The 26606-nt window shown below is 62.4% G+C and carries 26 protein-coding genes; 15 read left to right on the top strand and 11 right to left on the bottom strand.

Translation table 11 applies throughout. The features are described 5' to 3' along the window. The first annotated feature begins 704 nt into the window (after positions 1-704). A complete protein-coding gene (ssb, locus tag ABD906_RS14720) occupies positions 705-1193 on the top strand; it encodes a single-stranded DNA-binding protein (protein ID WP_345100314.1) in 489 nt (162 codons plus the stop codon). 783 nt (positions 1194-1976) lie between these two features. Continuing rightward, the gene (locus ABD906_RS14715) at positions 1977-2831 is read left to right on the top strand and encodes a hypothetical protein (protein WP_345100312.1); all 855 of its coding nucleotides are present in this window, start codon (positions 1977-1979) and stop codon (positions 2829-2831) included. A gap of 303 nt (positions 2832-3134) precedes the next feature. Here ABD906_RS14715 and pncB read toward each other — a convergent pair whose 3' ends face one another. Further along, on the bottom strand, positions 3135-4439 hold the full coding sequence (gene pncB, locus ABD906_RS14710; RefSeq protein ID WP_345100310.1) for a nicotinate phosphoribosyltransferase: 1305 nt from the start codon (positions 4437-4439) through the stop codon (positions 3135-3137). 193 nt (positions 4440-4632) lie between these two features. Then, the gene (locus tag ABD906_RS14705) at positions 4633-5073 is read right to left on the bottom strand and encodes a VOC family protein (RefSeq protein WP_345100308.1); all 441 of its coding nucleotides are present in this window, start codon (positions 5071-5073) and stop codon (positions 4633-4635) included. 223 nt (positions 5074-5296) lie between these two features. On the opposite strand from ABD906_RS14705, the gene ABD906_RS14700 reads away from it, so the two are divergent. The 5 genes from ABD906_RS14700 (at position 5297) to ABD906_RS14680 (ending at position 8735) form a co-directional block, all read left to right on the top strand. Next, a complete protein-coding gene (locus ABD906_RS14700; protein ID WP_345100493.1) occupies positions 5297-5893 on the top strand; it encodes a cold-shock protein in 597 nt (198 codons plus the stop codon). A 19-nt stretch (positions 5894-5912) separates the two neighbouring features. Continuing rightward, positions 5913-6383 carry a DUF192 domain-containing protein gene (locus tag ABD906_RS14695; protein ID WP_345100306.1) on the top strand — a complete coding sequence of 157 codons (471 nt, stop codon included), beginning with the start codon at positions 5913-5915 and terminating at the stop codon, positions 6381-6383. 23 nt (positions 6384-6406) lie between these two features. Continuing rightward, positions 6407-7162, top strand: a complete 756-nt coding sequence (locus ABD906_RS14690) for an alpha/beta fold hydrolase (RefSeq protein WP_345100304.1) — start codon at positions 6407-6409, stop codon at positions 7160-7162. A gap of 448 nt (positions 7163-7610) precedes the next feature. Next, positions 7611-8426 carry a serine O-acetyltransferase gene (cysE, locus tag ABD906_RS14685; RefSeq protein ID WP_378188080.1) on the top strand — a complete coding sequence of 272 codons (816 nt, stop codon included), beginning with the start codon at positions 7611-7613 and terminating at the stop codon, positions 8424-8426. A gap of 99 nt (positions 8427-8525) precedes the next feature. After that, positions 8526-8735 (top strand): DUF3126 family protein, encoded by a 210-nt coding sequence (locus tag ABD906_RS14680; RefSeq protein WP_345100300.1) that lies wholly within the window; start codon positions 8526-8528, stop codon positions 8733-8735. Here ABD906_RS14680 and ABD906_RS14675 read toward each other — a convergent pair whose 3' ends face one another. Beyond that, positions 8736-9449, bottom strand: coding sequence for a hypothetical protein (locus tag ABD906_RS14675; RefSeq protein ID WP_345100298.1), 714 nt, complete (start codon positions 9447-9449; stop codon positions 8736-8738). Positions 9450-9629: 180 nt separating this feature from the next. On the opposite strand from ABD906_RS14675, the gene ABD906_RS14670 reads away from it, so the two are divergent. Next, on the top strand, positions 9630-10157 hold the full coding sequence (locus ABD906_RS14670; protein ID WP_345100296.1) for a gamma carbonic anhydrase family protein: 528 nt from the start codon (positions 9630-9632) through the stop codon (positions 10155-10157). 228 nt (positions 10158-10385) lie between these two features. Here the strand turns inward: ABD906_RS14670 and ABD906_RS14665 are convergent, their stop codons facing one another. Then, positions 10386-10991, bottom strand: a complete 606-nt coding sequence (locus ABD906_RS14665) for a PilZ domain-containing protein (RefSeq protein WP_345100295.1) — start codon at positions 10989-10991, stop codon at positions 10386-10388. A gap of 569 nt (positions 10992-11560) precedes the next feature. Between ABD906_RS14665 and ABD906_RS14660 the strand changes: the two genes are divergently transcribed. The 6 genes from ABD906_RS14660 (at position 11561) to ABD906_RS14635 (ending at position 16015) form a co-directional block, all read left to right on the top strand. After that, positions 11561-12229 carry a rhomboid family intramembrane serine protease gene (locus tag ABD906_RS14660; protein ID WP_345100293.1) on the top strand — a complete coding sequence of 223 codons (669 nt, stop codon included), beginning with the start codon at positions 11561-11563 and terminating at the stop codon, positions 12227-12229. Positions 12230-12308: 79 nt separating this feature from the next. Continuing rightward, entirely contained in the window at positions 12309-12740 is a 432-nt protein-coding gene (locus ABD906_RS14655) for a CBS domain-containing protein (protein ID WP_345100291.1), read from the top strand. A 255-nt stretch (positions 12741-12995) separates the two neighbouring features. After that, positions 12996-14498 carry an Asp-tRNA(Asn)/Glu-tRNA(Gln) amidotransferase subunit GatB gene (gatB, locus tag ABD906_RS14650; protein ID WP_345100289.1) on the top strand — a complete coding sequence of 501 codons (1503 nt, stop codon included), beginning with the start codon at positions 12996-12998 and terminating at the stop codon, positions 14496-14498. Position 14499: 1 nt separating this feature from the next. Further along, positions 14500-15003, top strand: coding sequence for a GNAT family N-acetyltransferase (locus tag ABD906_RS14645; protein ID WP_345100287.1), 504 nt, complete (start codon positions 14500-14502; stop codon positions 15001-15003). Between the two features lie 129 nt (positions 15004-15132). Beyond that, a complete protein-coding gene (locus ABD906_RS14640) occupies positions 15133-15528 on the top strand; it encodes an NADH:ubiquinone oxidoreductase subunit NDUFA12 (RefSeq protein WP_345100285.1) in 396 nt (131 codons plus the stop codon). A 67-nt stretch (positions 15529-15595) separates the two neighbouring features. Beyond that, positions 15596-16015 carry a DUF2155 domain-containing protein gene (locus tag ABD906_RS14635; RefSeq protein ID WP_378188073.1) on the top strand — a complete coding sequence of 140 codons (420 nt, stop codon included), beginning with the start codon at positions 15596-15598 and terminating at the stop codon, positions 16013-16015. Positions 16016-16162: 147 nt separating this feature from the next. Here ABD906_RS14635 and aat read toward each other — a convergent pair whose 3' ends face one another. The 7 genes from aat to ABD906_RS14600 form a co-directional block, all read right to left on the bottom strand. Next, positions 16163-16771 carry a leucyl/phenylalanyl-tRNA--protein transferase gene (aat, locus tag ABD906_RS14630; RefSeq protein ID WP_345100283.1) on the bottom strand — a complete coding sequence of 203 codons (609 nt, stop codon included), beginning with the start codon at positions 16769-16771 and terminating at the stop codon, positions 16163-16165. A gap of 100 nt (positions 16772-16871) precedes the next feature. Then, the gene (gene accC / locus ABD906_RS14625; RefSeq protein WP_345100281.1) at positions 16872-18230 is read right to left on the bottom strand and encodes an acetyl-CoA carboxylase biotin carboxylase subunit; all 1359 of its coding nucleotides are present in this window, start codon (positions 18228-18230) and stop codon (positions 16872-16874) included. A gap of 15 nt (positions 18231-18245) precedes the next feature. Continuing rightward, a complete protein-coding gene (gene accB, locus ABD906_RS14620; protein ID WP_345100279.1) occupies positions 18246-18725 on the bottom strand; it encodes an acetyl-CoA carboxylase biotin carboxyl carrier protein in 480 nt (159 codons plus the stop codon). A 38-nt stretch (positions 18726-18763) separates the two neighbouring features. Further along, positions 18764-19204, bottom strand: coding sequence for a type II 3-dehydroquinate dehydratase (aroQ, locus tag ABD906_RS14615; RefSeq protein ID WP_345100277.1), 441 nt, complete (start codon positions 19202-19204; stop codon positions 18764-18766). A gap of 110 nt (positions 19205-19314) precedes the next feature. Then, positions 19315-20067 carry a DsbA family protein gene (locus tag ABD906_RS14610; RefSeq protein WP_345100275.1) on the bottom strand — a complete coding sequence of 251 codons (753 nt, stop codon included), beginning with the start codon at positions 20065-20067 and terminating at the stop codon, positions 19315-19317. Positions 20068-20103: 36 nt separating this feature from the next. Beyond that, positions 20104-21486 (bottom strand): M48 family metalloprotease, encoded by a 1383-nt coding sequence (locus ABD906_RS14605; protein WP_345100273.1) that lies wholly within the window; start codon positions 21484-21486, stop codon positions 20104-20106. A gap of 224 nt (positions 21487-21710) precedes the next feature. Beyond that, a complete protein-coding gene (locus tag ABD906_RS14600) occupies positions 21711-24569 on the bottom strand; it encodes an Rne/Rng family ribonuclease (protein ID WP_345100271.1) in 2859 nt (952 codons plus the stop codon). Between the two features lie 742 nt (positions 24570-25311). Here ABD906_RS14600 and ABD906_RS14595 point away from each other — a divergent pair. Next, positions 25312-26436 carry an N-acetylmuramoyl-L-alanine amidase gene (locus ABD906_RS14595; protein WP_345100269.1) on the top strand — a complete coding sequence of 375 codons (1125 nt, stop codon included), beginning with the start codon at positions 25312-25314 and terminating at the stop codon, positions 26434-26436. Positions 26437-26606 lie beyond the last annotated feature (170 nt).

Raw genomic sequence — 26606 nt, 5'->3', positions numbered from 1 at the left:
TTTAGGGGTTGACGCAGGCCGCCGACAGGCACAGAATTATTCTTACCATTTCCCTCGTCTGACGCGGAGGGATGGTAGCGCAACGAGCACGGAGGGAGGCATGACACCACCCGACCAATCCTCCAGCTCCACCGAAGAGTGGAGCACAGCCGGCCGCTGAACGGTTCCTGGACAAGGAACGGTTTCCCGTCCGGAACTGGGGATCTGGAATGATGGTTTGCCGAGGTTGCGGCGTTTGCAGGCGTTGGCGACCTTGAGGCCGGATAACCAGGTGCCTTTGCGCCGGCTGCATCATCCCACATCGCTGAGCATATATTGAAGGGTGCGTTCACGCAGCCCTTAAAGATCCGGACGCAAATCCGGAAGATTCATCGAGAAATGTCGAAGAGGCCCCGGCTACCAATACATGGCGGCGGGGCCGCTTTCTATTGCAGGATGGTAGATGTCCGGGCAGACGGCCGATTGCCTTTCGCGCAAGCAGGAAGAATGAAATCGGGAAAATTCTGCGCGCAGGAGTTGCGGCCACGCCGTTTGTGCGTATAATGGAACAAAACTGGAACAAAATGAACTGTGGACGGGGTTGCAGTTTTCTCGGTTCGGCGCGCGCAAGTCTGGCGCCGATCAAATAGAATGCGCGCGACGGACAAAGGGCTGCGGATCATGTGCAGCGGTCTTGCGCCAAATCGAATGTATGGAGTTTTGCCATGGCTGGCAGCGTTAACAAGGTGATTCTGATCGGCAATCTCGGGGCGGACCCGGAAGTGCGGCGTCTGCCTTCCGGCGAGCCGGTGGTCAATCTTCGCGTCGCGACTTCGGAAAGCTGGCGGGACCGCAACACGGGCGAGCGCCGCGACCGTACCGAGTGGCACAACGTGGTGATCTTCAACGAGAATCTCGCCAAGGTGGCCGAGCAATATCTGCGCAAAGGTTCGAAGGTCTATCTCGAGGGCCAGCTGCAGACCCGCAAGTGGCAGGACCAGAACGGCAACGACCGCTACACGACCGAGGTGGTGCTCCAGCGGTTCCGCGGGGAGCTGGTGATGCTGGACACGCGCGGCGGGGGCGAGGGCGGCCAGGTCGGCTACGGCGGCGGCAGCTCGAGCCGCGGCTCGGACTTCGGCCAGTCTGATCCGATGGACAGTCCTGCCGGCGGTGGTTACTCGCGCGATCTGGACGACGAAATTCCGTTCTAAGCAGGTCTCGTCTCTCAAGCGCGAAGGAATTCAGCTCAACCTGGCCGCTCGTTGCTTGGCGCCCGGCACTTGTTGCGTGGCGCCAACTCGTATGACAGGACATGCTCGGAGCAGAGCGTGCCGACCGTCGTTCGGTCGCCGTGTCAGGGCAAAAAAAGCGGCCTCTCGATACGCAACCTGACGGCGGGGGCCACTCGCGTTGTGCTGACGAGTAACCTCGGTGCAGGGCGGGCTATCCGTGGCCCCGCTGTTCTTTTCTGTTCGGCCCGGCCTCATGCCGAGCACGCTGTTGCATTGGGCCCCCGAGATGGGTGCTTGGCTGCGGCGGTCAAGGGGTTCGCTCGCAGATGAAACCAAGGGCCTCGCCTGCGGCGGGAGCTGCCCAAGTCGTGCGGACGAGTAACCTTGATGCAAGCGGGGCAGTTGTGGCCCGCTGAACCTCTTCTGTTCGGCCCGGCCTCATGCCGAGCACGCTGTTGCATTGGGCCCCCGAGATGGTGCTTGGCTGCGGTGGTCAAGGGGCTTGCCGGCAGACAGCCGAGGGCCTCGCCCACGGATAATTCAGGGGCTTGTTCCGGTTGAAAGGGCCGGGGAGGGGCCGTCCAGGCCGCGTCGATTGCCGAAAAGTCGGCGCCGTTGCCTTGTTGTCGCCAAAGCAGGGCTGCAACTTTGCCGCCCGTCGCAGGACTTGCCTGCGAACAACATTTTCCTTTGGCGAAACTCGGGGGCCTGATGAGATTGATCCTTGCCTGGAGTGTCTCGGCATTATTGGCGGTATCGGCTGTGGCTCAAGACGCTCCACCAAGCGCCTCGGATCAGGACGCGTCTACCGTCTTCAGGGAAGCGCCCAGGGGAAGCCCGGGCGGGCCGGCGACGCTGGAGCAGATCCTGAGGCAGGGGGAGCAACAGGGTCGGGGCCCGTCGGCTGTGCAGGGCCCCGAGCCTGCCGGCGGCACAACGTCGGCTGATACTTCCGGCGATGCCGCCTCGGGTCAGGACGTGCCTTCCGTCTCCAGCGAAGCGCCCGGGGGAAGGCCGGGCGGACGGGTGACGTTGGAGGAGTTTTTGGAAGAACAGCACGGGCAGGGCGCCGCGCTGCCGCAACACCCGGTAACCGGCGATGGTACGCGGGCCGTTGAAACCTCGGGCGTTCCGGCAGTGGAACAGACACTTTCGGCGGAACCGGCCGGACGGGCGGAGGCGGTGAAGCCCGATGTGGCCAACGACCCGACGCAGTGGTTTCCCGATGCGCCGGAGCCGCCATCGGGAGCGGCCGAAGGCGGAACCGGCCTTCTCCGGGCGATGGTCCAGCAGCTGTCGAGCGCGGCCACGACCGTCTGTGCCGGGCGAGGCGACTGCGCCCGCGTGGCCGGCAACTTCGCCCGTTTCCTCTGGGACAACCGTGATCGGGTCGATGTGCAGACGCGGGCCCTGCGCTGTCTAGGGCAATCGGCCGTCAGGCGCGGCTATGTCCAGTCGCCCGTGGATGCCATCCGCAATGCCTCAAGGGCAGACGTGACCGAACTCTCGGTCGAGGTTTGCGAGTGCATGGTCGGACTCAGCGGCAGTCTCAGCGTCTGCCGTCCCTCGCTCGTGCAGGGAAGGCTCGCGCCGCTGCTGCGGATGTTCGGGCGGTGATGGAGTGGCATTCTTTTTTGCGAATGGTGCCAACGGGCCCGACAGGAGCGGTTGACCGGTCGGGAAATGGTAGTGTGCTGGCAGCTCAGGCTCGGGAGCGGACGGACTGCGGAGCCCGTTCATTCTCGTGCTCACACCAAAAGGGCATTCGCGCCGGGTTCCCGTCGGCAGCACCTTCTGGCGGCACGCCATCTCTTCGGCGCGCCGGCACCATGCGCGAAGTCCTCATGTCTGCTTGGCGAAACGCGAGTGCTGTTCTTCAAATGGAGAACGGCCTGGTGACCGGTTCGTCGCAGATCCGGCTCACACCGAAAGAGTCTTCGCGACGCGGTTCTCGTTGCCGAACACCCGAAGATAACGCTCGATCTCTTCGGGCGTGCCGGTAGCCTTTTCCGGATTGTCCGACAGCTTGACCGCGGGCCGGCCATTGGCGGAGCTCACCTTGCAGACCATGGAGATTGCCTTGAGGCTCTTGATCTCCTGGGGAGCGCAGTCCTCGAAATCGTTGGTGAGGTTCGTGCCCCAGCCGAACGACATGCGCACCCGGCCCTTGAAATGGTTGTAGGTACGTTCGATCGTGTCCACGTCGAGCGCATCGGAGAAGATGAGCAGCTTCTCGCGGGGGTCCTTCCCGTGGTCCTGCCAGAACTTGATGATTCGCTCGCCGCCCTCGATCGGCGGTGCGGAATCCGGACGGAAGCCGGTCCAGTCGGCCACCCAGGCGGGCGCGTGGCGCAGGAAGGCCTCCGTGCCGAACGTGTCGGGCAAGACGATCAGCAGGTTGCCGCCATAGTATCGTTGCCAATCCTCCAGAACCCGGTAAGGCGACTGGAGCAGCTCCTCGTCGCTGTTGGTGAGGGCGGCGAGCACCATCGGCAGCTCGTGCGCGTTGGTGCCGAGCGCCTCCAGGTCCGTGTCCATGGCGAGCAGCACGTTGGACGTGCCGGTGAAGGAATCGCCGATGCCTTCCTTCAGCGCCTCCACGCACCAGCGCTGCCAAAGGAAGGAATGGCGGCGGCGCGTGCCGAAGTCGGAGATGCGCAGGTCGGGATACTTGCGCAGCCGCTCCACCTTCGACCAGACCTTCGCCTTGGCCCGGGCGTAGAGCACGTCAAGCGCGAAGGGGCCGAGGTTGCGCATGGCCGCCCGCGAGCGCAGCTCGTTGATGATGGCCAGCGCCGGAATCTCCCACATGGTGGTTTCCATCCAGGGGCCGTGGAAATGGAGCTCGAACTGGCCGTCCTTCTGGCGCAACTCGTACTCGGGCAGACGGAAATCGGCGAGCCAGGCGAGGAAGTCGGGCTGGAAGATCTGCTTGCGGCCGTAGAAGGTGTTACCGGCCAGCCAGATCATCTCCTTCTTGGTGAAGCGCAGGGTGCGGGCATGGTCCAGCTGCTCCTTGAGCTCGCCGACGTCTATCTCGTCGGCAAGCCGCACGTCCCTGTTGCGGTTCACGAGGGAGAAGGTGACGTTCACATCCGGATACAAGCCGCGGATCATCTGCAGCATCAGCAGCTTGTAGAAATCCGTGTCGAGCAGGCTTCTGACGATCGGATCCAGCTTCCAGGTGTGGTTGTAGACCCTCCTCGCGATGTCCGTCACTGTCATGTCCCAGGCCTTTCTCCCACCCTGTGATGACTGCGCGTTAACGACACCGCCACGACAAAAAAGTCAACGTCATAAGTGTCCCGGAGCCGCGCGCCAAAGTTGATATCCGACTCCCAAATGCGTGATTCCACGTCCGCAAGGCCGGAAGCGCCGACGGCGGCGCGTGCGGTCTGCCGCGCCGCCCCGGCCAGCATTACCAGGTGCCGGTGTTTTCCATCGAAACCCACGGCTCGGCGGGTTCCTTCGGCTGTCCCTTCTGCAAAAGCTCGATGGAGATGCCGTCGGGCGAGCGGACGAAGGCCATGTAGCCGTCGCGCGGCGGGCGGTTGATCGTCACGCCTGCCTTCATGAGGCGGTCGCAGGTCGCGTAGATGTCATCGACCTCGTAGGCCAGATGGCCGAAGTTGCGGCCGCCCGTGTAAACCTCTGGATCCCAATTGTAGGTGAGCTCGACCATCGGGGCCTTTTCCGCCTTCGCCCGCTCCACATCTTCGGGCGCGGCGAGGAAAATAAGCGTGTAACGACCCTTCTCGTTTTCCATGCGGCGCACTTCCACAAGGCCAAGCTTATTGCAGTAGAAGTCGAGCGACTGTTCGATGTCGCTCACGCGGACCATTGTGTGTAGATAACGCATTTTTACTTCCTCTCTTCCTGTGTTGTTTTCATTTTGGTTTTCCGAACACCTTCAGGCCGTCTTTAAATACGTCGAACAGGTGCACTGATATTCAGTTAAGTATTTGAAAATGCTTGCCTTCACTACTGTTGAAAATGCATCTCGGGGGTTGCTAACGGGGGAGCCGAAGGTGCTATCCTTCTACTACAGAATCATTCCCATGGCAGCGAGGGAAGGCAAGCGGATGGAGGACAATTCCTCGAACGTTAGGGGGCTTGCAGTTGGAGTCGACGCTCGGGCAGAGGGCGGCACCGAAGACACCGGTGATCTTGTCGAGATTTCCGGCGCCATCAAATGGTTCGATGTAGCGAAGGGTTTCGGGTTCATCGTTCCGGACGAACCCGGGATCGGTGATGTTCTTCTCCACGTTTCCTGTCTGCGGCGCGACGGGTACCAGACGGCTCTGTCAGGGGCGCGGGTGGTCTGTCTTTCGCGCCGGGGCGAGAAGGGGATGCAGGCCTTCCGTATCCTGGCCATGGACAATTCGACGGCGGTCCACCCGGCAGAGGATCAGGCTCCGCGGACCCACGTGGTGGTGGTTCCGGAAAGCGGACTGGAGCGCGCCCTGGTCAAGTGGTTCAACCGTACCAAGGGATTCGGTTTCCTGACACGGGGAGAGGGCACGGAAGACATCTTCGTCCATATGGAAACCCTGCGCCGTTTCGGCGTGACGGAGCTGCGTCCGGGACAGGTCGTCCTCGTGCGCTATGGACGCGGGGAAAAGGGCCTTATGGCCGCCGAAGTTCATCCGGATATTGGGACCCTGTCGGTTTCACACTGAGTCCCTTCCGGAGCTGAACATGCACAAGAGACTGCTCGCGGCCCTCGCCATTTTGTTGGTACCGTTCCTTGCCGTCGTGGCGCGGGCCCAGGAGCCGATGCTGCTTCCGGTGCATCCGGTTCCTCTGGTCATTGAGACGACCGCCGGCGAGCGTCAGGTTTTCATCGAAGTTGCGGTGCAACCTGCCGAGCATGCCCGGGGACTCATGTTCCGCACGGAGATGCCGGACAACCGCGGCATGCTGTTCGTGTTCGATCAGCCAACGGTTCGCGCGTTCTGGATGAAGAATACGCCGATGCCGCTGGACCTCCTGTTCATCGGCGAGGATGGCAAGGTGCGCTCCATTCAGTCGGGCGAGCCCTATTCCGAGGCCTCCATCGCGCCGCCAGTCACGTCGCTTTACGTTCTGGAGCTCAGGGCCGGTACCTCGGCGCGCCTGGGAATCGAGGTGGGGAACCAGCTTCGCCATCCCCTGATTGCCCGTCAGTAGCTGCCAGCGGAGTAAAATTGAAAATGCAGCGTTTCTCTCACGATGGGTTTGAGCTTGCTTACATGGAGGAGGGCGAGGGGGATCCCATCGTCCTCGTCCATGGCTTTGCCTCCAACCTTGTCGTCAACTGGGTTTCGACGGGCTGGGTAAAGACACTTGTCGAGGCGGGGTATCGCGTCATTGCCCTGGACAACCGCGGTCATGGCCTGTCGTCCGGCAGCCACAACGCGGCCGATTATACGCTTGAAAAGATGTCGGGCGATGTCATCGCGCTGCTCGATCACCTTGCCGTCGACCGGGCGCACATCATGGGGTTCTCGATGGGCGCGAGGATCTGCGCGGTCACGGCGCTGAACCATCCCGAGCGCGTGGGCAGCGTGGTTCTCGGCGGCCTGGGGTCGGGCATGGTCGAGGGGGTGGGGGAATGGGACATCATCGCCGAGGCGCTTCTCGCCGAGGATCCCTCGACGATCACCCATGAGCGCGCGCGGATGTTCCGCACCTTCGCCGACCGGACGCGGAGCGACCGGCGTTCGTTGGCCGCGTGCATTTCACGGAGCCGCCAGCTTCTGACCCCCGAGCAGATGGCCAGCATCAGAAACCCGGTTCTCGTCGCCGTGGGCGACCGGGACGACATCGGCGGGGATCCTCACCGGCTGGCGGCGATGCTGCCGAACGGCGAGGGTTTCACGATCGAGGGCAGGGATCACATGCTGTCGGTGGGTGACAAGTCATTCAAGGCCAAGGTGCTGGAGTTCCTGGCGCGCCATCCGCTCTGACCGACGGCGGGGCAAGGACTCTCAGACTCCGGGTAGCCAGCGGCAGCCGTGGAGGCGACCCTAGTCAGCGGTGATGCGGACGGACGGAGCAGCCTGACCGAGAGCGGAGGGGCCTGCCGAGGCAGTCTGGACCTTCGGTCTGCTTTCAAGCTTCACGGATGATCACCGTCACGTTTGGGCGGTTGCGAACGGCCGACCTCGTCCCATTTCCTGATTGGAGGCGCCGCAGGCTTCCTGCCGTGCGTGTATGGTGCCGGGGGGGCGGCCGGCGCGCGGTCGAACCTGGCCGGGCTCTGGACGGGGATGCTGCTTCCCCAGGCATGAAGCGGCGTGCAGGTCGAGGATCTCGATTGGGCTATTCGGGCGAAAAGGAATAAAAAATTCCAAACTTCCCTGGATCGGCCTAGAATAGTACATACGTGCCGTATCTTGCATGAGGAGAGTTCCGATGACAGCCAGACACGCGCTCCGCGATGCGTCCGATCAGCTGGACCCGATCTGGTCGGCTGTCAGAGATCAGGCCGAGGAGGCGGCGAAGAACGATCCCGTCCTCGCGGCGTTTCTCTATGCTTCGATTCTCAATCACGACACGCTGGAGGAGGCGGTGATTCACCGCATCTCGCAGCGTCTGGACCATCACGACCTGGGTGCGGAGCTGCTGCGGCAGTCGTTTCTCTCGATGTGGGAGGATGAGAGGTCGTGGAGCGAGGTGATCCGCGTCGATATCCAGGCCTATTACGACCGGGATCCGGCTTGCGACCGCCACATCATGCCGGTGCTCTACTTCAAGGGATTTCATGCCTTGCAGACCCATCGCCTGGCGCACTGGCTGTGGCGGAAGGGGCGCCGCGATTTCGCGCTCTACCTGCAGAGCCGGTCTTCGTCCGTCTTCCAGACCGACATCAATCCGGCCGCGCGGATCGGCAAGGGTATCTTCATCGACCATGCGACCGGCCTGGTGGTCGGCGAGACGGCCGTCATCGAGGATGATGTGTCCATCCTGCACAGCGTGACGCTTGGAGGCACCGGCAAGGAAAACGGCGACCGGCATCCGAAGATCCGTCATGGCGTCCTCATTGGCGCCGGCGCGAAGATTCTCGGCAATATCGAGATCGGCCATTGCAGCAAGATCGCTGCGGGTTCGGTCGTCCTGCAGTCCATTCCGCCGAACAAGACCGTGGCCGGTGTGCCGGCTCGCATCGTTGGCGAGGCGGGCTGCGAGGAGCCGTCCCGCTCGATGGACCAGATGTTGCGTGACGCGTAACGTTCCGGGCGTCTTTCGGTTCAAAACAGCTGCCGAGGGTTTACAGCCGCAAGGCGCCCGTGCCAGAAGCGGGCGTCTCACGAAACGTGGAGAAAGCTTTTGAAGCCCGACGAAATCAAGAAACTCCAGGATTATTTCCGGCGCACCTTTCAGAACCCGAACCTGAACGTGCGTGCGCGGCCACAGAAAAAGGATTCCTGCGAACTTTACCTTGGCGAGGAGTTCCTGGGCGTCATCTTCCGTGACGATGAGGATGGCGAATTGTCCTACAATTTCTCGATGGCCATCCTGGAGATGGACCTCGACTGATTACCGTTCCTGGAGCAGCGCGGATGCGCGCTCCAGAACCTTCCTTTCCAGGATTCGCCATTCCGGCAACAGGTGCTCCGGAAATCGGTAGACGAGGGTAAGGCTGTCTCCAAGAGACGTGTGCCGTTCGCACCGGTTGATTTGGACGTGCTCCCGTTCGCCGATCAGGCATCGCGCAAGATAGCGCCCCACCGGCAGCCTCCCTACCGCAAGCAATTCTCCCTCCAGGCCGCTTTCCGGTATGAACGGGCGCAGCTCAAGCCCTGAGGGGAGGGGTTCTCCGGCGACCGTCAGGTGCTCATGGACGCTGTAGAGGGAGTCTTGCATATCTGTCTCGCTTCGCGACCGGATGGTGATCAGGAGAATGTTTCGGAGCTCGTTGAAGGCGGAGCTCTCGGAATGCGTGAAGCCCGACATTTCCGGCCATTTCACATAGAGTTCCAGTTGCTCGACCTTGCCTGACTGCCTCTGGCGACGGTCCCGGATCATGTTCTCCGGTACATGCAGGATCTGCTCCCCGACCACAATTCTGCGAAGCTTGGTGCTTGCGCTATGGGGGCCCGCGATGAGCTGCAGCATGCTCGTACCAACGGTTTCGATGGCCGTCACCAGACCGGCGAGAAGCACGAGATAGAGGACCACGCGTCTCTTTGAAATGGCAGGCTTCGAGCCGATGCGTGCGAGGACGATGCTGGTGAGGTTTCCTTGCTGCATTTCGGGTCGCGCAATTGAGGGGCGCAATTCAGGGGCGCGCGAAAGCCATCAACCGATCGGAAGGCAGCGTGCCCGGCCCATTTGGCGCATTTGTGGATCAAACGGGAGTGAACGGGTGAGCCGTTGCGAAGCCAGCGTAAACTTACCTATGCTCTGCGCAACGAACAGCAGGAGTGAGGAATGCCGGTCTATGAACTCGACGGGGTCTTCCCGGAATTTGCCGACAGGGAGAGCGGCTGGATCGCGCCCGACGCATCCGTTATTGGCAAGGTGAAGTTGGGCCGGGATGTCGGCATCTGGTTTGGAGCCGTTCTGCGCGGGGACAACGAGCCCATCACCATCGGGGACGGAACGAACTTGCAGGAACACGTGATGGTCCACACGGACCCCGGCTTTCCAGTCACCATCGGTGAAAGCTGCACCATCGGCCATCGCGCCATCATCCACGGCTGCAGGATCGGCAACAATTCACTGATCGGCATGGGCGCGATCATTCTGAACGGCGCGATGATCGGGAATAACTGTCTGGTCGGCGCAGGGGCTCTCGTTACCGAGAACAAGTCTTTTCCTGACGGTTCGCTTATCATCGGCTCGCCGGCGCGGGCAGTGCGCGAGCTCGATCCCGAAACTATCGAGGGCATCAAACGGTCTGCCGCGCGCTATGTTCGCAATGCGCAACGCTTCCGTGCGGGCTTGAAACCCGTCTGAGGATGGGTGAAACCCTGCATCGCCGCGTCAGGCCCAAACACGATCAATCTTGTACAGGATCGAGGAGGTCCGCCGTTCCCGCCTCTCTCATGTCTGGGCAAGGGACCGGTGATGACCGCGGACGGCGCAGGATTCCCAAAAACAAATGCGGCCGCCATGCCGGCGACCGCACCAAGGATGGTATGGCAATTCGCACCGCCTTGCGGTGCAACGACGTGAGCCTTTCGCTCAAGCGATGAACTTCGACAGAATGTAGGCCTCGTCCTGCAGCGTGTCGAACTGGACGGCGATGCCCTCGGGCAGATGCCGCGTGACACGCCCCGGGATGGACGCCACGGACACCTCCGTGCCGATGTCCAGCATGACGTCGCAACGAAGCGCGGCGCCGCTCACCGAAATGTCGATGATGTGGCAGGAATAACGGCCGCCGTCCCTGGTGACCAACGTCGCTTCTGAGCGGACCGGAGAAAAGCGCTCATGGCGCCGGCCGTCCGGCAGGTCGAGCTCGTGCCTGTTGGCGAGCCATGTAAGCTGGGCGGTCAACTTGTCGCGCTTCCGCTCCGATGCGCTGACGGTCATGACAAAGCCTTCAGGCAGAAGCGAGAGCACAACGCCCTCGACCCTACCGATAAACTCGAGATAGGCGATGACCTGTTCGCCGGGATTGCCCGGCCGTCCTGCGGACAACACCACATCGCCCGGCGACATGGCTGTCACCAGGCAACGATGCTCACTCCGGTCTTCCAGCATGTAGCGTCCGGGAATGCTAATCGGCACACGCTGAAAGCTTCCGCTGATCGCGCCGGAGAATTGAACTTCTGTGCTCACGATCATGACTGGACCCGTGTGGCATGCGGACCCCACAAGCCCGCATCCTGTTTCAGCTGACTCGCCGCACATATGTCACAAGGCGAGTCGGCCCGCAAACCACTTTTGTGCGATCCGATGATAAAAATCCGACTGTGAAAAAATTGTCACTCAGGCCACCGACTTAACAATTGTTCTAACTTGAAACAGGGCGGCAGTGTCCGTGGCCGAAAGTCTCGCATGTAGTTGTCGAGCGCGGGGATGAGTGTTCAAAAATAATACAAGAGTTATATCGATTACCTCCAGATTTTTAGTGATGATAAAAATCTTTGTTCCAAAATGGACGATTAGGATAATAAAAATATTAAATATAAACAATATGTTACCCCCTTGATCTTCATTCAATTTAATGCAATGTATGTTGCGAATTTGGTGAACAGCTTTGGGGTGGGGGGGGGGACACCTCGGACCGTTCAGGGGAAACCCTGGACGGTTTTATCTTCTTGGGATCTAATATTCGGGCTTCACCGCTCAGGAGCCTCATGCACAGCGATTCGAACGAACATCCGGTTTCACAACGGGCTCCCCGAGAACCCATGTTCAATCTCCCCGCGGTGGTCCTGATTCTGGCGGGGATCTGCGTGGGAATTCACCTGATCCGCGAGTTCCTGCTTGGCCCGTCGGGCGATCTTCTCGTCATACTGCATTTCAGCTTCATCCCGCTCCGGTTCACGGGCGGGGCTCCACTGGACGCCTATGCACTCATCAGCCCCGTGAGCTATTCGCTGCTGCACGGAAACGCGGCGCATCTCATCGTCAACATGATCTGGCTGGCGGCCTTCGGATCACCGCTCGCCAACAGGCTCGGGGCAGGGCGCTTCATCGTGCTCTGGGTCGTCACCAGCATGGTTGCGGTGGCCCTGCACTTCGTGCTCCACCCCTATGATGCGGCGCCGCTGGTCGGCGCGTCCGGTGCCATTTCGGGCATGATGGGGGCTGCCGCCCGTTTTGCTTTCCGCACGGCGCGGCTGAATGGACGGCCGTATTTCATCGGTCCGGTCCTGCCGGTCACGGAGGTGTTCCGCTCGCGCATGACGCTGACTTTCCTGGTGGTATGGTTTGTCGTCAATCTGGCCGTTGGCCTCGGTTTCGCGGCCGCTCCTGATGCGCCGAGAATCGCTTGGGAGGCCCATATCGGCGGTCTTATCGCGGGCTTCTTCCTTGTCAGCCTGCTCGATCCGCACCGGGAACGTTCTCTCCGCTGAAGCCATTGCTTGCAAATTTGTCGCAGGCGGCGCAAGATTCCACGTGCAGGGAGGCCTTCGTTTCGGTGGGAGGAGCACCATGACGGTTAAGGCAATTCTTGACGAAAAGGGCTACGACGTCGTCACGGTCGCGCCGGAGCAAACGCTTGCCGACGCGGCGCGGAAACTTTCCGAGCATGGCATCGGTGCGGTGGTGATTGCCGACGCGGATCGGCGCATTCACGGCATTCTCTCCGAACGCGACATTGTTCGCGCCCTGGCGTCGGAGGGTGTCGAGGCGATGGAAAAGCCTATCTCAGCGTTCATGACCTCCGCGGTGCAGGTCTGCAGCGAGTCCAGCACGGTCAACGAGGTCATGCGGGTCATGACCAACGGGCGGTTCAGGCATCTGCCGGTGGCGCGGGACGGAAGACTCATCGGCATCGTCTCCATTGGCGACGTGGTGAAGCGCCGGCTCGAGGAGGTCGAGCGCGAAGCGGAAGAGATCCGTACCTACATCGCGACGGCGTGAGGGGCGCGCACTCTGCGGGACAAGACAGCCTTTCCGAGTTTCTGAAACCGGCGGCGTTCGCCGCCGCATTCCTCCAGGAGTAGGCATCTGCCGCCGGACGGTCCTCGCACGGTCTCCCCCACAGACGGAAATTTCAGGCAATTTCATTGTCACATATGCGCGCTCCGCGGGCTCGCGCGCTTGCCTGTTGTGCCGGTTTGGTCTAGCGAAGGGGCAAGACCTGTCCTTATTCGGTTTTGGAAATCCTGACAGCCCATGACGATCATTGATACGCGCACGCCCGATCCCAAGCGCCTCATTCCGGGTGCAACCGGAGACTGGGAAGTAATCATTGGCATGGAAATCCATGCGCAGGTAACGTCGAAGTCGAAGCTCTTCTCGGGGGCTTCCACACAGTTCGGCGCGGAACCGAATGCCAATGTGAGCCTCGTGGACGCAGCCATGCCCGGCATGCTGCCGGTCATCAACGAGGAATGCGTCAAGCAGGCCATCCGCACCGGCCTCGGGCTGAAGGCGAAGATCAACAAGCGTTCGGTCTTCGACCGCAAGAACTACTTCTACCCGGACCTGCCGCAGGGCTACCAGATCTCCCAGTACAAGCAGCCGATCGTGGGTGAGGGCGAGGTGATCGTTACCGTCGGCCCGGCCAAGGACGGCTCCTTCGAGGAGATCCGCGTGGGCATCGAACGCCTGCATCTGGAGCAGGATGCCGGCAAGTCCCTGCACGATCAGCATCCGACCATGTCCTACGTGGACCTGAACCGATCGGGCGTGGCGCTGATGGAGATCGTCTCCAAGCCCGACATGCGCTCGTCCGAGGAGGCCAAGGCGTTTCTCACCAAGCTGCGCTCCATCCTGCGCTACCTCGGCACCTGCGACGGCAACATGGACGAGGGCTCGCTGCGCGCCGACGTGAACGTGTCCGTCCGCCGTCCGGGCGAGCCGTTCGGCACACGCTGCGAAATCAAGAACGTCAACTCGATCCGCTTCGTCGGCCAGGCCATCGAGTACGAGGCGCGCCGCCAGATCGCCATTCTCGAGGACGGCGGCGTGGTGGAGCAGGAAACCCGCCTGTTCGACCCGAACAAGGGCGAAACGCGCTCCATGCGCTCCAAGGAAGAGGCGCACGACTACCGCTACTTCCCGGATCCGGACCTGCTGCCGCTGGAGTTTGACGATGCCTATATCGAGGCTCTGAAGGCGGACCTGCCGGAGCTCCCGGACGAGAAGCGCGCCCGCTTCATCAAGGACCTGGGCCTCTCCGAATATGACGCGTCGGTGCTGGTGGCCGAGAAGGCGGTGGCCAACTACTTCGAGCAGGTGGCGCAGGGCCGCGACGGCAAGGCAGCCGCGAACTGGGTGATCAACGATCTCCTCGGCGCGCTCAACAAGAACGGCAAGGACATCGAAGAGTCGCCGGTCAGCCCCGAGCAGCTGGGCGCGATCATCGACCTCATCAAGGAAGGTACCATCTCGGGCAAGATCGCCAAGGACCTGTTCGAGATCGTCTGGAACGAGGGCGGCGACCCGCGCAAGATCGTCGAGGATCGCGGCATGAAACAGGTGACCGACACCGGCGCCATCGAGAAGGCCGTGGACGAGGTCATCGCCGCCAACCCGGACAAGGTTGAGCAGGCCAAGGCCAAGCCAACCCTCGCCGGATGGTTCGTCGGCCAGGTCATGAAGGCCACCGGCGGCAAGGCGAACCCGCAGGCGGTGAACGCGCTCGTCAAGTCCAAGCTCGGAATCGAAGAGTAGCATGTGGGTCCGCACCGCCAGCGAGGCCGACCTTCCGGCGGTGCATGCCCTGCTGGCGGAGACCATGCAGGCGGCCTACGGGAAGATCCTGGGGCCGATCTCCGTCGTCGGTATCGTCAGCTCCATGCATGCGATCGACGTGATGCGTGCATGGCTCAACAGCCCGTTCTCGGAATTCGTGGTCGCCGACGACGGCAACGGCTCCGTGGACGGCATGGCCTTCGCCCGCCAGCTCACGGATGACACGGTGCGGCTCTCACATCTCTACGTGCGCCCGTCCGAGCAGGTGCAGGGCCTGGGCACGGCGCTGCTGGCGGAAGTGGAGTCGGCCTTTCCCGGCGTCCGCTACATGACGCTGGATGTGATCAAGGACCAGTCCGCCGCCGTGCGCTTCTTCGAGCGGAAAGGGTATGTGGTGACCGGCGAGGGATGCGCGTGGAAGGCCGCGAATTGCGAGAAGCCCACCGTTTCCATGCAAAAAACACTGGAAACTTGGGCGTTCTAGCCGTAGACGTGCAGGCGCTTGCTGCCGCGCCGTCGCCAATGTGCTACTTGCCTTCCGGGCTCCGGCGGCATAAGCACTCTGTACAGCGTTCCGTTGGCTCACGGTACGTAAACGGATCTGGATGAGGCCATGAAGAAGTTTCTGACCCAATTCTTTACCTGGTGGAATGGCACGACTCTGAACACCCGCTTCCACATCTGGCGGCATGGCACGCGCGTGGGCGAAGACGAGTTCGGCAATGTCTACTACCAGGGCGGTCCGGACTCCGAAGGCCGTCCGCGCCGCTGGGTTCAGTACAACGGTTACTCCGAGCCGACGACGATTCCCCCGGGCTGGCACGGGTGGATCCACCACAAGGTCGACGTGCCGCCCACGCAGGAGAACTACCAGCCGCGCGAGTGGCAGAAGCCGCACCGTCCCAACATGACGGGCACGCCGGAAGCATATCGTCCGAAGGGCTCGATCCTGAAGGAAGCCGAGCGTCCGCGCGTGACCGGGGATTACGACGCCTGGTCGCCGAACTGATCGGTTCCCGCCACATTCACGGCCTAGAAGGGCTGGATCAGGGTCCAATTCGGGAGCATCCGTCAACGTGACTTGGTCTTTTCGCTGCCTTCCACTTGTGCTTGCCCTGGCAGCCGCTGGTTCAGCCGTGTTCGGCCCTTCTGCCCGGGCCGATCGCATCGCCAGTCCGGTGGCCGAGTTCGCCGGACTCAACAAGATCACGGCCAGGATCTTCAACTTCGACGTCTACATGAACGAGACCGTGCAATTCGGGGCGCTGCAGGTCACGCCCCGCGTATGCTACAAGTCCGGCGAGGGCGAGGAGCCGAAGACGGATTCCTTCGTCGAAGTCGATGAAATCACGCTCGACCGAAAGATCCGGCGCATCTTCTCGGGCTGGATGTTCGCGGAAAGCCCCGGCCTGAACGCCGTCGAGCATCCGGTGTTCGACGTCTGGCTCAAGGACTGCAAGGCCGAATCGAACATTCCGCCGCCCGGAACGAACTGAGACGGACGGAGCGGCCAGCCGTCGACAGGACGAGGCCGCGAGGCTAGAGCTTTCGTCTGACCTGAATACGTCTTCCCTCTGAGTGCGTGGTGAAGCGGACCCTTAGCCCGAAGGGACCGAAATTCCGTTCCCATTTTCCTCCAACGGTCAGAATATCGCCGTGCCTTCCAGAGCCTTTGCCAGCATTCCCTCGTAACGTTTGCGCGGAACGTCGATGGCGCCAAAGCGCTTCAGGTGCTCCGTCGTGAACTGGGTGTCGAGCAGGACGAAACCCTTTTCCCGCAGCCGCTCCACCAGATGAACAAGGCACACCTTTGAGGCATTCGTCTCGCGCGAAAACATGCTTTCGCCGAAGAAGGCGCGGCCAAGGCTCACGCCATAGAGCCCGCCCACGAGCCGGCCGTCACGCCAGGCTTCGACCGTGTGGCAGAAGCCAAGCTCGAACAGCCGGGTGTAGGCTTCGCGGATCGGGGCGTTGATCCAGGTTTCCTCGCGGTCGGGGGTCTTCTCGGCGCAGCCACTGATGACACCCTCGAAATCGTAGTCGTAGCGGACCTCGAACGGATTGCGGCGCATGAACTTCTGCAGGCTGCGCGGAACATGGAACGCATCCAGCGGGATGATGCCGCGCTTTTCAGGCCGCACCCAGAAGACCTCCGGATCGTCCTCCCGTTCGGCCATGGGAAATATGCCGCTTGCGTAGGCGCGCAAGAGAATGTCGGGGTCGATCCTGAAGGCGGGCGGAAATGCCTGCATGCTCCTGTGACCTGTCTGGCAGCCGGCTTTCCGCAGAATGCGGAAAGCCTTCTTTGGTCTCAGCCTCTGCCGGAAGCAGGAGCCCGGAATGCCGGCCAGGCTACTCCTGCGACTGGCCGGACGACTGCGCGAGATATTTCTCGAGCCAGTGAATGTCGTAATTACCCGCGGCAATGTCGTCGTTGCCGACCAGCTCCCGGAACAGCGGCAAGGTCGTATTGATGCCGTCCACGACGAACTCGTCAAGCGCGCGGCGCAGGCGCATCATGCACTCCGTGCGATTGCGTCCATGCACGATCAGCTTGCCGATCAGGCTGTCGTAGTAGGGCGGAATCCGGTAGCCGGAATACACGCCGGAATCGACGCGCACGCCGAGACCGCCGGGCGTATGGAAGTAGGTGATCGTGCCAGGAGAGGGAACGAAGGTATGCGGATCCTCGGCGTTGATGCGGCACTCGATGGCATGGCCGTGGAAGCGCACTTCCGACTGCTTGAGGGACAAGCCTTCGCCGGCGGCGACGCGGATCTGCTCGTGGACCAGGTCGATGCCGGTGATGGCCTCGGTGACCGGATGTTCCACCTGGAGACGGGTGTTCATCTCGATGAAATAGAACTCGCCGTTCTCGTAGAGGAATTCCACCGTACCGGCGCCGGCGTAGCCCAGCTCGGACATGGCGTTAGCCACGATCATGCCGATCTTGTGGCGCTGTTCCTCGGTGATCGCGGGGGACAGGGCCTCCTCCCACACCTTCTGGTGGCGGCGCTGTAGCGAGCAGTCGCGCTCGCCAAGGTGGATGGCATTGCCCTTGCCGTCGCCCATCACCTGAACCTCGATGTGACGCGGTTTTTCGAGATACTTCTCGATGTAGACCGCGTCGTCGCCGAAGGCTGCACCGGCTTCGGAGCGGGCTGTCGAAAGAGCCTCCGCCAGATCAGCCTCGGAGCGGGCAACCTTCATGCCGCGGCCGCCGCCGCCGGCGGACGCCTTGATGAGCACCGGATAGCCGATCTCTGCGGCGATGCGCTTGGCCTCGTCCTCGTCACGGATGGCGCCCTCGGAACCAGGCACCACGGGAATGCCGAGCCGCTTGGCGGTGCGCTTGGCCTCGATCTTGTCGCCCATCAGGCGGATATGGTCGCCCGACGGTCCGATGAAGGTGATGTTATGTGCGGCGAGAATGTCGGCGAAACGCGCGTTCTCCGACAGAAAGCCGTAGCCCGGATGGACTGCATCCGCGCCGGTAATCTCGCAGGCGGCCACGATCTGCTGGATGTTGAGATAGCTTTCGCGCGAGGAGGGCGGGCCGATGCACACGCTCTCATCGGCGAGGCGCACGTGCATGGCGTCGGAATCGGCAGTCGAATGCACGGCGACCGTGCGAATGCCGAGTTCCTTGCAGGCCCGCAGGATGCGCAGTGCGATCTCGCCGCGGTTGGCGATGAGGATCTTCTGAAACATTACGCAGCGTCCCGATTACTCGATTATGACGAGAGGCTCGCCATACTCGACCGGTTGAGCATCTTCCACCAGAATGGCCGTCACGACGCCGGCGCGCGGGGCGGGGATCTGGTTCATGGTCTTCATGGCCTCGATGATGAGCAGAGTCTGGCCCTTCTGCACGGTATCGCCGACCTTGATGAACGGCTCCGCGCCGGGCGCCGGCGCGCGGTAGGCGGTGCCGACCATCGGAGAGGGGACCGCATTCTTCAGGTCCGGACCGGCGCTTTCGGCAGGCTTGGCGGCCGGGGCGGCAGCAGCGGCCGCGGCAGGCGCTGTGACCGGAGCGGCGGCAGCCACGGGAGCGGCGGTGACGGTTGCCTGCACGGGCTGCACCTGACGGGCAACGCGGATCTTGAGATCGCCTTCCTCGACCTCGATCTCGGTCAGTTGGGTCTCGTTGAGGATCGCCGCAAGGTCGCGGATAAGCTGCTGATCAATACCGGATTTCTTCATCACCGTGTCTTTCTTTGTGTCTCGTGGCGCCTCGTCGCTCACAGGCGTGCCGCCAGCGCTTCGATAGCCAGCTCATATCCGAACGAGCCGAAGCCGCAGATCATGCCTACGGCTGCAGGGGCTATCATCGACTTATGACGAAAGGGTTCGCGTGCGTGGATGTTGGAGAGATGCACTTCGACAAGGGGCAGGGGGCTGACACCCTTGATGGCATCATGCAGGGCAATCGAGGTATGGCCGTAGGCGCCAGGGTTGAGGATGATGCCAACGGCCTGCGTCTTCCAGGCCTCGTGGATCCAGTCGACCAGAACGCCTTCGTGGTTCGACTGGCGGAACTGAATCTCCAGCCCAAGCGCCTCAACGCGCGTGCGACAGCGCTGCTCGATGGTTTCCAGCGTGTCGCTTCCATAAATGCCAGGCTCCCGCTGACCAAGCAGGTTCAGGTTGGGGCCGTTCAGAATATAGATCTGCCTTGCCATAGCGACTCCAGGTGCGAAGCGCCCTCTATAATTCGCTTAGCCGCGAACGGGAAGGGCGCAAGAGCATTCCTGCGCTGTCCACAGCAGTGTATTTGCATTTTTATAACGATTTATTGCCGCACGGCGGCAATCTTTTCGCGCAAAAACTCTTCACCCATGGCGCCGGGGACGATCTCGTTGCCGATCACGTAGCCGGGTGTGCCGGAAAGCTGGAGCTGTTCGGCAAGCTGGTAATTGGAACGCAGTTTCTGATCGACCCGTGGATCCTGCATCGCCTTGCGCAGTTCCTTCTCGTCGACGCCGAGGCTCGTGGCGACCTTGATGGCGCTGTCCTCCGTGGCCCGCTCGTTGCTGCCGAGCAGCTTGCGGTGGAATTCGGCGTACTTCTCCGGAGCGATGAGGTTGACGGCAATGGCGACCACGTGGGCCTTGTGCGAGTCCTCCGACAGAATGGGGAATTCCTTGAGGACGAACCGCAGGTTCTTGTCCTTGCTGACCAGGTTGTCCATGTCGGCAAGCGCGCGGCGGCAGAAGCCGCAGTTGTAGTCGAAGAACTCGACCACGGTGACATCGCCTTCCGGGTTGCCGATGACGGCATCGTCGGCGGCATGGAAGAGTTCTTCAGCGTTCAGCGAGATGGCATCGCGCGCCGCCTGCCGCTGCGCCTCCTCCTGCTTGGTCTGGAGCGCCACCTGGACCTGCAGCAGGATCTCCGGATTCCTCAGGAGGTAGTCCTTGACGATGTCTTCGATCTCGGACCGCGTGAAACCGGTCTTGGCATCGTCGGCCAGCGCGGCCGTTGAACCGGAGGCGCCAAAGGCAAGGAGGGCCGACAGGAGGGCCGCATTGACAGTCTTCTTCATCTTGCGTTCCGCATCTTGGACAGGTTCCGATATAGATTAACGTCTTTGTGGCTTAAAATTGATAATGTCCTGCGCACGGATCCAATCCGGCGAGCCTCTCTTCAACTTTGCTTGAGCACGAAGAGCAAAGGATTTTGCATCCTGATAGGCGCCAGCGTGGAAGCGCTCTTCGGCGGTTGCAAGCTCGGCGGCGCCGACATCGCCGAGACGTCCGTAGGCCTGGGCGAGGAACCGGTAGCCGTTGACGTATTCGGGCTCGCGTCCCAGTCCTGCCTTGAGTTCGGTCACCGCCCTGCGGATCTGCTGAGGGTCGCCGGTTGCCAGCAGCGCCTGGCCATGGGCCACCTGGATAAGACCGACGCCAACTGAATTGCCGGCCATTTTCACCGCTTCGGCGAAGGATTTCGCGGCCTCGGCGGGGCGGTTCGCCTTCATGAGGATTTCGCCGCGCATTTCCCGGAAATAGGGGTTGCGGGGCTGGGCGGCGATCAGGCGGTCGATCTTGGCCAGCGCATCACGGGGGTTGCCGCGCAGATAGGTGGAGATCGCATCGGCATACTGTATGGGCAGACCGGAGCGGTCACGGAAAATGCGCGCCGCAGCCGCCGGACCGGCCGTATAGGCGGCAAGCTTCGCGCGCATCAGGTCATGCCTGAGCTGCAGTTGCGGAGGATCCTGCCGGTCGAAGTAGGGGCTCTTGCGCACCAGCTCTTCCAGGTTGGCGATGCGCTCGCGCGGCACCGGGTGGCTGAGCTGATAGGGATCGACGCGCACACCTGCCAGCGCCATGTCGCGGCTCATCCGGTCAAAGGTCTTGAGCATGCCGTGCCCGGACTGTTTCGTCTTGTTCAGATAGTCGATCGCTGCGCGGTCGGCGGTGATTTCCTCGGTGCGCTGGTAGGCTAGCAGGTTGCGCCGGGCAATCTCTGCGCCGCCGAGCGCAAGACCGGGGCCGGCCTGGCCGAGGCCCTCCGCGCCGACGGCTGCGCCCGCTACGCCCGCGCCGATGCCAAGCAGCATGGAGACGACGGCCATCGTCTGGGCGCTTTCCAGCTGCTGACGCAGGCGGTGTTGGTGGCCGCCCGCAAGGTGGGCGACCTCATGCGCCAGCACGCCGATGATCTCGTTGGGGGTCTCCGCCTGAAGCAGCGCTCCGCTGTGCACGAAAATGCGCCGGCCGGCAACGAAGGCGTTGAAGCTGTTGTCGTTGACGAGCACCACCTCGATGCCGGAGCGGCTGAGGCCGGCGGCCTGCAGGATCGGCCGCACGTACTCGGCCACGAGGGCCTCGATCTCCGCGTCACGGACGATATTGACCCGCTGAGCCCTGGCCGGCGTGGCGCCGACGAGGGCGAGCACGGTCAGGAAGGTGACGAGCAGACGGCTGAAGCGCGACCTGGCGAAGCTTTGCAGAGACATGAAGCGATTCCGTGCAATGCGTTCTGGCAACGCGGGCAGATTGGCAATGCGGGCAGATTATTGCAACACGCAGGCAAAGGCGATGCCTGATTTGAAGCGATGCCCGGCATGCACCTCCGGCGCCGGGGAGAGTGTCTTTTCAGTCAGGCGGCGCCGGGAGTCCAAAATGCGGATGGCCGGAACATGTCCGGCCATCCGTGAGCAATCTTCGGTAACTTCGGGGCCTAGAAGAAGCCCTTGCGCTGCCACCAGCCGGTCTTGCGCGGAGTCTGCTCGAGCGGCTCGGACGAGATGATGACCGGTTCGCTCGGGGCCTCGGGAGCGGCCGTGCGGCGGCGGCGTGTGCGCTTGGCCTCAGTGGCTTTGGTCTCCTGAGGCTCCTCCTTGGCTTCCTCCGCTGCAGTGGACGCGGCCGGAGCCTCTTCGGCCGCAGGCTGAGCTTCCTCGACCTTCGAGCCGGTAGCCTCAACCGCAGGGGCGGTTGGTGCGGCGGCCGGAGCAGCCTCGGTATCGCTCACCTGGACGACCTGTTCCACATCAGCGGCAGCCGCCTTGCGGGCACGCGGACGGCGGCGCGTCTTCGCCTTGGGTTGTTCTTCGGCGGATGCAGCCTGTTCCGGCGCGGCCTCCTGCGTCACGGCAGGCGCCTCCTCCGCGACGGGAAGCTCGGCGGCAACGGGTTCAGCCGGCTGATCGGCAGGCTCGATGGCCGCTGCCTCGCTCTCCACGGTATCAGGAGCAGCCTTGGAGGAAACCGTCTCGTCCTCAACTGCAGATTCGGATGAAGCGTCCTGGGTCTCCGCGGCCGCGGTAGCGGCGCGATTGCGGCGGCCGCCGCGCTTGCCGCGCACGCGCTTGCGCTCGGGCTTGGCAGCGGCTTCAGCGTCAGCGGAGACAGGCGCGGCTTCGTCGGTGCTCTCGGCGCCGGTTTCAACGGCAGTTTCAGCAGTCTCGCCGACCTCGGCAGGCTCGGCGGACACGGTCTCAACCTCGGCGGCTTCGGCCGGGGCAGGGATGTCTTCACCGGCAACGGCATCGCCTTCAGCCGAAGACTCACCTTCCGCCTGAATCTCGCCGGCCTGGGCTTCTGCCGCCTGGCCATTGTTGCGGCCGCGACCGCGACGGCGGCGCTTGCGGCGGCGCTTGCGGCCGCTGCCGTTGCCCGTGCCTTCCTCGCCGTTGGTAGCTGCAGGCTGGCTCTGCGTCTCGGCTGTCGTTTCAACCTCGGCGGCGATAGCCTCCTCGGCGTCGACGGTCTCATCGGGGAGCTCTTCCAGATCCTGGATCTGGTTCGGTTGGATGGCCGTGCTGACCGGACGGGCGGAAGCCTCGCCCTTCACGATCGCATAGTGCTGGTGGCCGAGGTTGTTGTCGGTCTCCACGGTGATCGAGACGCCGAAGCGTTCCTCGAGCGCGATCAGGCTCTGCCGCTTCTGGTTAAGCAGGTAGAGGGCCGTCGAGGCCGGCGTGCGGACGATGATGTTGTTGCGATTGTTCTTGAGCAGATAGTCCTCGATGGCGCGCATGACAAGCAGTGCCAGTGACGAATCCGAGCGGATCTGGCCCGTGCCATGGCAGTGCGGGCAGGGCTGCATCGTGCTCTCGAGGACGCTCGCGCGGATGCGCTGGCGGGACATCTCCAGCAGGCCGAAGTGAGAGATGCGGCCCACCTGGATGCGGGCGCGGTCGTTCTTCAGGCACTCCTTGAGACGCTTCTCGACGGCGCGGTTGTTCCGCGGCTCCTCCATGTCGATGAAGTCGATGACGATGAGACCGGCGAGGTCGCGCAGGCGCAGCTGGCGGGCGATCTCCTCGGCCGCTTCGAGGTTGGTCTGGAGCGCCGTATCCTCGATCGAGTGCTCCTTGGTCGAGCGGCCCGAGTTCACGTCGATGGAGACGAGCGCCTCCGTCTGGTTGATGATGATGTAGCCACCGGACTTCAACGTCACCTGCGGCTGCATGATCTCGTCGAGCTGCTGCTCGACGCCGTAACGGGCGAAGAGCGGCTGCGGATCCCGGTAGGGCTGCACGACCTTCGCGTGGCTCGGCATCAGCATGCGCATGAAGTCCTTGGCCTCGCGATAGGCATCCTCGCCAGCGACCAGGATCTGGTCGATCTCCTTGTTGTAGAGGTCGCGCACGGCCCGCTTGATCAGGCTGCCTTCCTCGTAGACCAGCGCGGGCGCAATGGACTTGAGGGTGAGGGTGCGGACGCTCTCCCAAAGACGCATCAGGTAGTCGAAGTCGCGCTTGATCTCCGGCTTGGTGCGGTTCTCGCCCGCCGTGCGCAGGATCACGCCCATGCCTTCCGGCACGTTGAGGCTCTTGACGATCTCCTTCAGGCGCTTGCGGTCCTGCGGATTTGTGATCTTGCGGGAGATGCCGCCGCCGCGCGCCGTGTTCGGCATCAGGACGGAGTAGCGGCCGGCCAGCGACAGGTAGGTCGTCAGAGCGGCACCCTTGTTGCCGCGCTCTTCCTTGACCACCTGGACCAGCATGATCTGGCGGCGCTTGATGACCTCCTGGATCTTGTACTGGCGGCGCAGCGGGGGGCGGGGACGAGAATGCACCTCATCCAGCACATCGCCGGCGCCGACCGTGTCCACCTCGGACACCACCTCGTCGCTGTTGACCTCCTCCGAGACGACGTCGCCATTGGCGCTCGCAGCCACGCTGGAGCCGTTTGCCGACTCGTCTTCCGAGACGGCTGCATCCTTCTTGTTGCTGTTGCGACGGCGCTTGCGTCCCGATGAAGAAGACTTGGAACCGTTTTCCTCGTCATCCTCGCTGCGGTTGGCTTCCATCTCCGCCTTCAGCAGCGCCTGACGGTCAGCGACAGGGATCTGATAGTAGTCCGGATGGATTTCGCTGAAGGCCAGGAACCCGTGCCGGTTGCCGCCATACTCGACGAAGCAGGCCTGAAGTGATGGTTCAACGCGCGTCACACGCGCCAGGTAAATATTTCCTTTGAGTTGCTTCTTGTCCTGAGATTCAAAATCGAATTCCTCGACTCTGTTACCCCGGATGACAACAACTCGGGTCTCCTCCGGATGGGAGGCGTCTATAAGCATCTTGTTGGGCATGAAATTCGTTCCTTCCGGTATAACCCGGCCGCCGGACAGCGGAGCGTCGCCGCACTGTCCTACGAATCAAGGGAATTGGACCGGATGACTGATTTTGTGCCGGCAGGGGCCTGGAGGCAGCAGGAAACAGAGCCACCGCATATCCGATGCGGCCTATCGTAAGGGCTCCTGCTACTCTCTTAGCCATTGCACCGCCTGGCAGTACCGTTGCTACCTGAGACCGGAAGACCGGCCCCGTTTCGATTGCTCCTCGAGAGCCAGCGTGGCACCGCAGTGCCAGCCGTTTTCCTCACACTCAGGCTCAGGCCTTGCAGGGCCCACACCTGGAAGAAATTCCTTGAGCCGTTAATCCGCGACACTTCCAGGTCTTACAGAACGCGCCTACTGGATAAAACGGGCAAGCATCTGCAAAGGCAGGATGTCACGATAACTCACGCTGCTTTTATGATGCAGCTCACTTGATGGCAACCCTATTTCGTTCTCGATCGCAATAGGCGATACCCTGCCATCAAGTGGCCCAATCATGTAGTTACGCGGCATGAGCCGCAGCGCGCGGGTAATAGGGGACATTAGCCGGCATATGGTGAAATCATCGGTCAGTGTTTTTTGTATCGCGTGGCGCCAGGCATGCGCCCTGGTTACCCTTCTGGCTGTGGTTTTCGTCGTGATGTCAGGTCATCCGGCTCGCGCCGAGGGTGACGGTGATTCTCTGTCGCCGGCTCCCGCGGCAGAGCCGTTGCGGATGGAAGACTACCTGATTGCCGGGGACGACACGCGCGTCCGGATCATCCTGCATTTCAGCGAGAGGCCCGATTTCTCCTGGTTCCTCCTGCGCTCGCCGCACCGTCTTGTGGTCGACCTGCCGCGAACCGATTTCGCGTTCGCGGAGGATACCGTCCTGAAACGCGGACTGATCCTGGATGTCCGCTACGGGTCCATGACCGACGAGCAGTCCCGCATCATCTTTGCCGCGAAGGGGCCGTTCGGCGTCGAGGACGTCGCGCTCATCGAAAACGAAGGGAAGGGCGGCTACCGCCTCGTCCTGGACCTGACCTCGGCGTCCGAGGCGGACTTCGACAGGGCGATGCTGGAACGCATGAACGCGGCCCTGTCCGCCACGACCGGGGCGGAAGGCGAGGCGGCCGCCGCCGATGCCGGGACGAAGGACGAGGACAAGCGGTTCACGGTGGCGATCGACCCAGGTCACGGCGGCATCGACGGCGGGGCGCGCGGACATTCGGGGACGCAGGAGAAGGCGATCACGCTGGCCTTCGCCCTGGAGCTGCGCAAGGCTCTGGAGGAGTCCGGGAAATACCGGGTCGTGCTGACGCGCGACCGCGACGTGTTCCTGCGGCTCGACGAACGGGTGCGGATCGCGCGCGAGCAGGGCGCCAACCTGCTTATTTCCATCCACGCCGACGCGATCCGCCTGAAGGATTTTCGCGGCTCCACCGTGTACACGCTGTCCGAAAAGGCCTCAGACGCGGAAGCGGCCGCGACGGCAGCACGCGAGAACCTTTCCGACGAGCTCGCCGGCATCGAGGCAGAAGAGATCCGCAACGATGTGGCCGACATCCTCGCCGACCTCATGCGGCGGGAGACTCATGTGTTCTCGATCCAGTTCGCCCGCACGCTGGTGAACGAGATCTCCGACACCGTTCAGCTGGTGAACAATCCGCTGCGCTCGGCGGGCTTCCGCGTGCTCAGGGCGCACGACGTGCCGTCCGTCCTGCTGGAGCTCGGGTATCTCTCCAATGCGGAAGACGAAAAGCAGCTGCGCGATCCGGAATGGCGCGCCAGGGCAGCGCGCGGCATTGTCAGGGCCGTCGATCTGTTCGCCGAAGCCAGGGCGCGCGCCGGTGGATGATCGTAACGCCCACCGTTGTGACAAAATCACAACGAAGGAGACCTTTTGCCGTCACGATCTCGTCAATTTTTTTTGGGCGCCCCATTTTGCTCACATGTGCGAGAAATGATGGTTATTAGAATCTAATGATGGTTATTAGAATCTACTGTGGAAACGTCACAATCGCGCTA

Source organism: Chelativorans composti (genome assembly GCF_039541695.1).
GTDB classification, from domain to species: domain Bacteria; phylum Pseudomonadota; class Alphaproteobacteria; order Rhizobiales; family Rhizobiaceae; genus Chelativorans; species Chelativorans composti.
This window is presented reverse-complemented; position numbering and strand designations above follow the sequence as displayed.

Coding starts and splice junctions, on each gene's coding strand:
- ABD906_RS14610 (WP_345100275.1), bottom strand. CDS start 20,067: ATGAAGAAGACTGTCAATGCGGCCCTCCTGTCGGCCCTCCTTGCCTTT.
- aat (WP_345100283.1), bottom strand. CDS start 16,771: ATGCAGGCATTTCCGCCCGCCTTCAGGATCGACCCCGACATTCTCTTG.
- ABD906_RS14595 (WP_345100269.1), top strand. CDS start 25,312: ATGGAAGACTACCTGATTGCCGGGGACGACACGCGCGTCCGGATCATC.
- ABD906_RS14645 (WP_345100287.1), top strand. CDS start 14,500: ATGTGGGTCCGCACCGCCAGCGAGGCCGACCTTCCGGCGGTGCATGCC.
- ABD906_RS14690 (WP_345100304.1), top strand. CDS start 6,407: ATGCAGCGTTTCTCTCACGATGGGTTTGAGCTTGCTTACATGGAGGAG.
- accB (WP_345100279.1), bottom strand. CDS start 18,725: ATGAAGAAATCCGGTATTGATCAGCAGCTTATCCGCGACCTTGCGGCG.
- ABD906_RS14660 (WP_345100293.1), top strand. CDS start 11,561: ATGTTCAATCTCCCCGCGGTGGTCCTGATTCTGGCGGGGATCTGCGTG.
- gatB (WP_345100289.1), top strand. CDS start 12,996: ATGACGATCATTGATACGCGCACGCCCGATCCCAAGCGCCTCATTCCG.
- ABD906_RS14600 (WP_345100271.1), bottom strand. CDS start 24,569: ATGCCCAACAAGATGCTTATAGACGCCTCCCATCCGGAGGAGACCCGA.
- ABD906_RS14695 (WP_345100306.1), top strand. CDS start 5,913: ATGCACAAGAGACTGCTCGCGGCCCTCGCCATTTTGTTGGTACCGTTC.
- accC (WP_345100281.1), bottom strand. CDS start 18,230: ATGTTTCAGAAGATCCTCATCGCCAACCGCGGCGAGATCGCACTGCGC.
- ABD906_RS14670 (WP_345100296.1), top strand. CDS start 9,630: ATGCCGGTCTATGAACTCGACGGGGTCTTCCCGGAATTTGCCGACAGG.
- ABD906_RS14705 (WP_345100308.1), bottom strand. CDS start 5,073: ATGCGTTATCTACACACAATGGTCCGCGTGAGCGACATCGAACAGTCG.
- aroQ (WP_345100277.1), bottom strand. CDS start 19,204: ATGGCAAGGCAGATCTATATTCTGAACGGCCCCAACCTGAACCTGCTT.
- ssb (WP_345100314.1), top strand. CDS start 705: ATGGCTGGCAGCGTTAACAAGGTGATTCTGATCGGCAATCTCGGGGCG.
- cysE (WP_378188080.1), top strand. CDS start 7,611: ATGACAGCCAGACACGCGCTCCGCGATGCGTCCGATCAGCTGGACCCG.
- ABD906_RS14665 (WP_345100295.1), bottom strand. CDS start 10,991: ATGATCGTGAGCACAGAAGTTCAATTCTCCGGCGCGATCAGCGGAAGC.
- ABD906_RS14700 (WP_345100493.1), top strand. CDS start 5,297: ATGGAGGACAATTCCTCGAACGTTAGGGGGCTTGCAGTTGGAGTCGAC.
- ABD906_RS14605 (WP_345100273.1), bottom strand. CDS start 21,486: ATGTCTCTGCAAAGCTTCGCCAGGTCGCGCTTCAGCCGTCTGCTCGTC.
- ABD906_RS14675 (WP_345100298.1), bottom strand. CDS start 9,449: ATGCAGCAAGGAAACCTCACCAGCATCGTCCTCGCACGCATCGGCTCG.
- ABD906_RS14655 (WP_345100291.1), top strand. CDS start 12,309: ATGACGGTTAAGGCAATTCTTGACGAAAAGGGCTACGACGTCGTCACG.
- pncB (WP_345100310.1), bottom strand. CDS start 4,439: ATGACAGTGACGGACATCGCGAGGAGGGTCTACAACCACACCTGGAAG.
- ABD906_RS14640 (WP_345100285.1), top strand. CDS start 15,133: ATGAAGAAGTTTCTGACCCAATTCTTTACCTGGTGGAATGGCACGACT.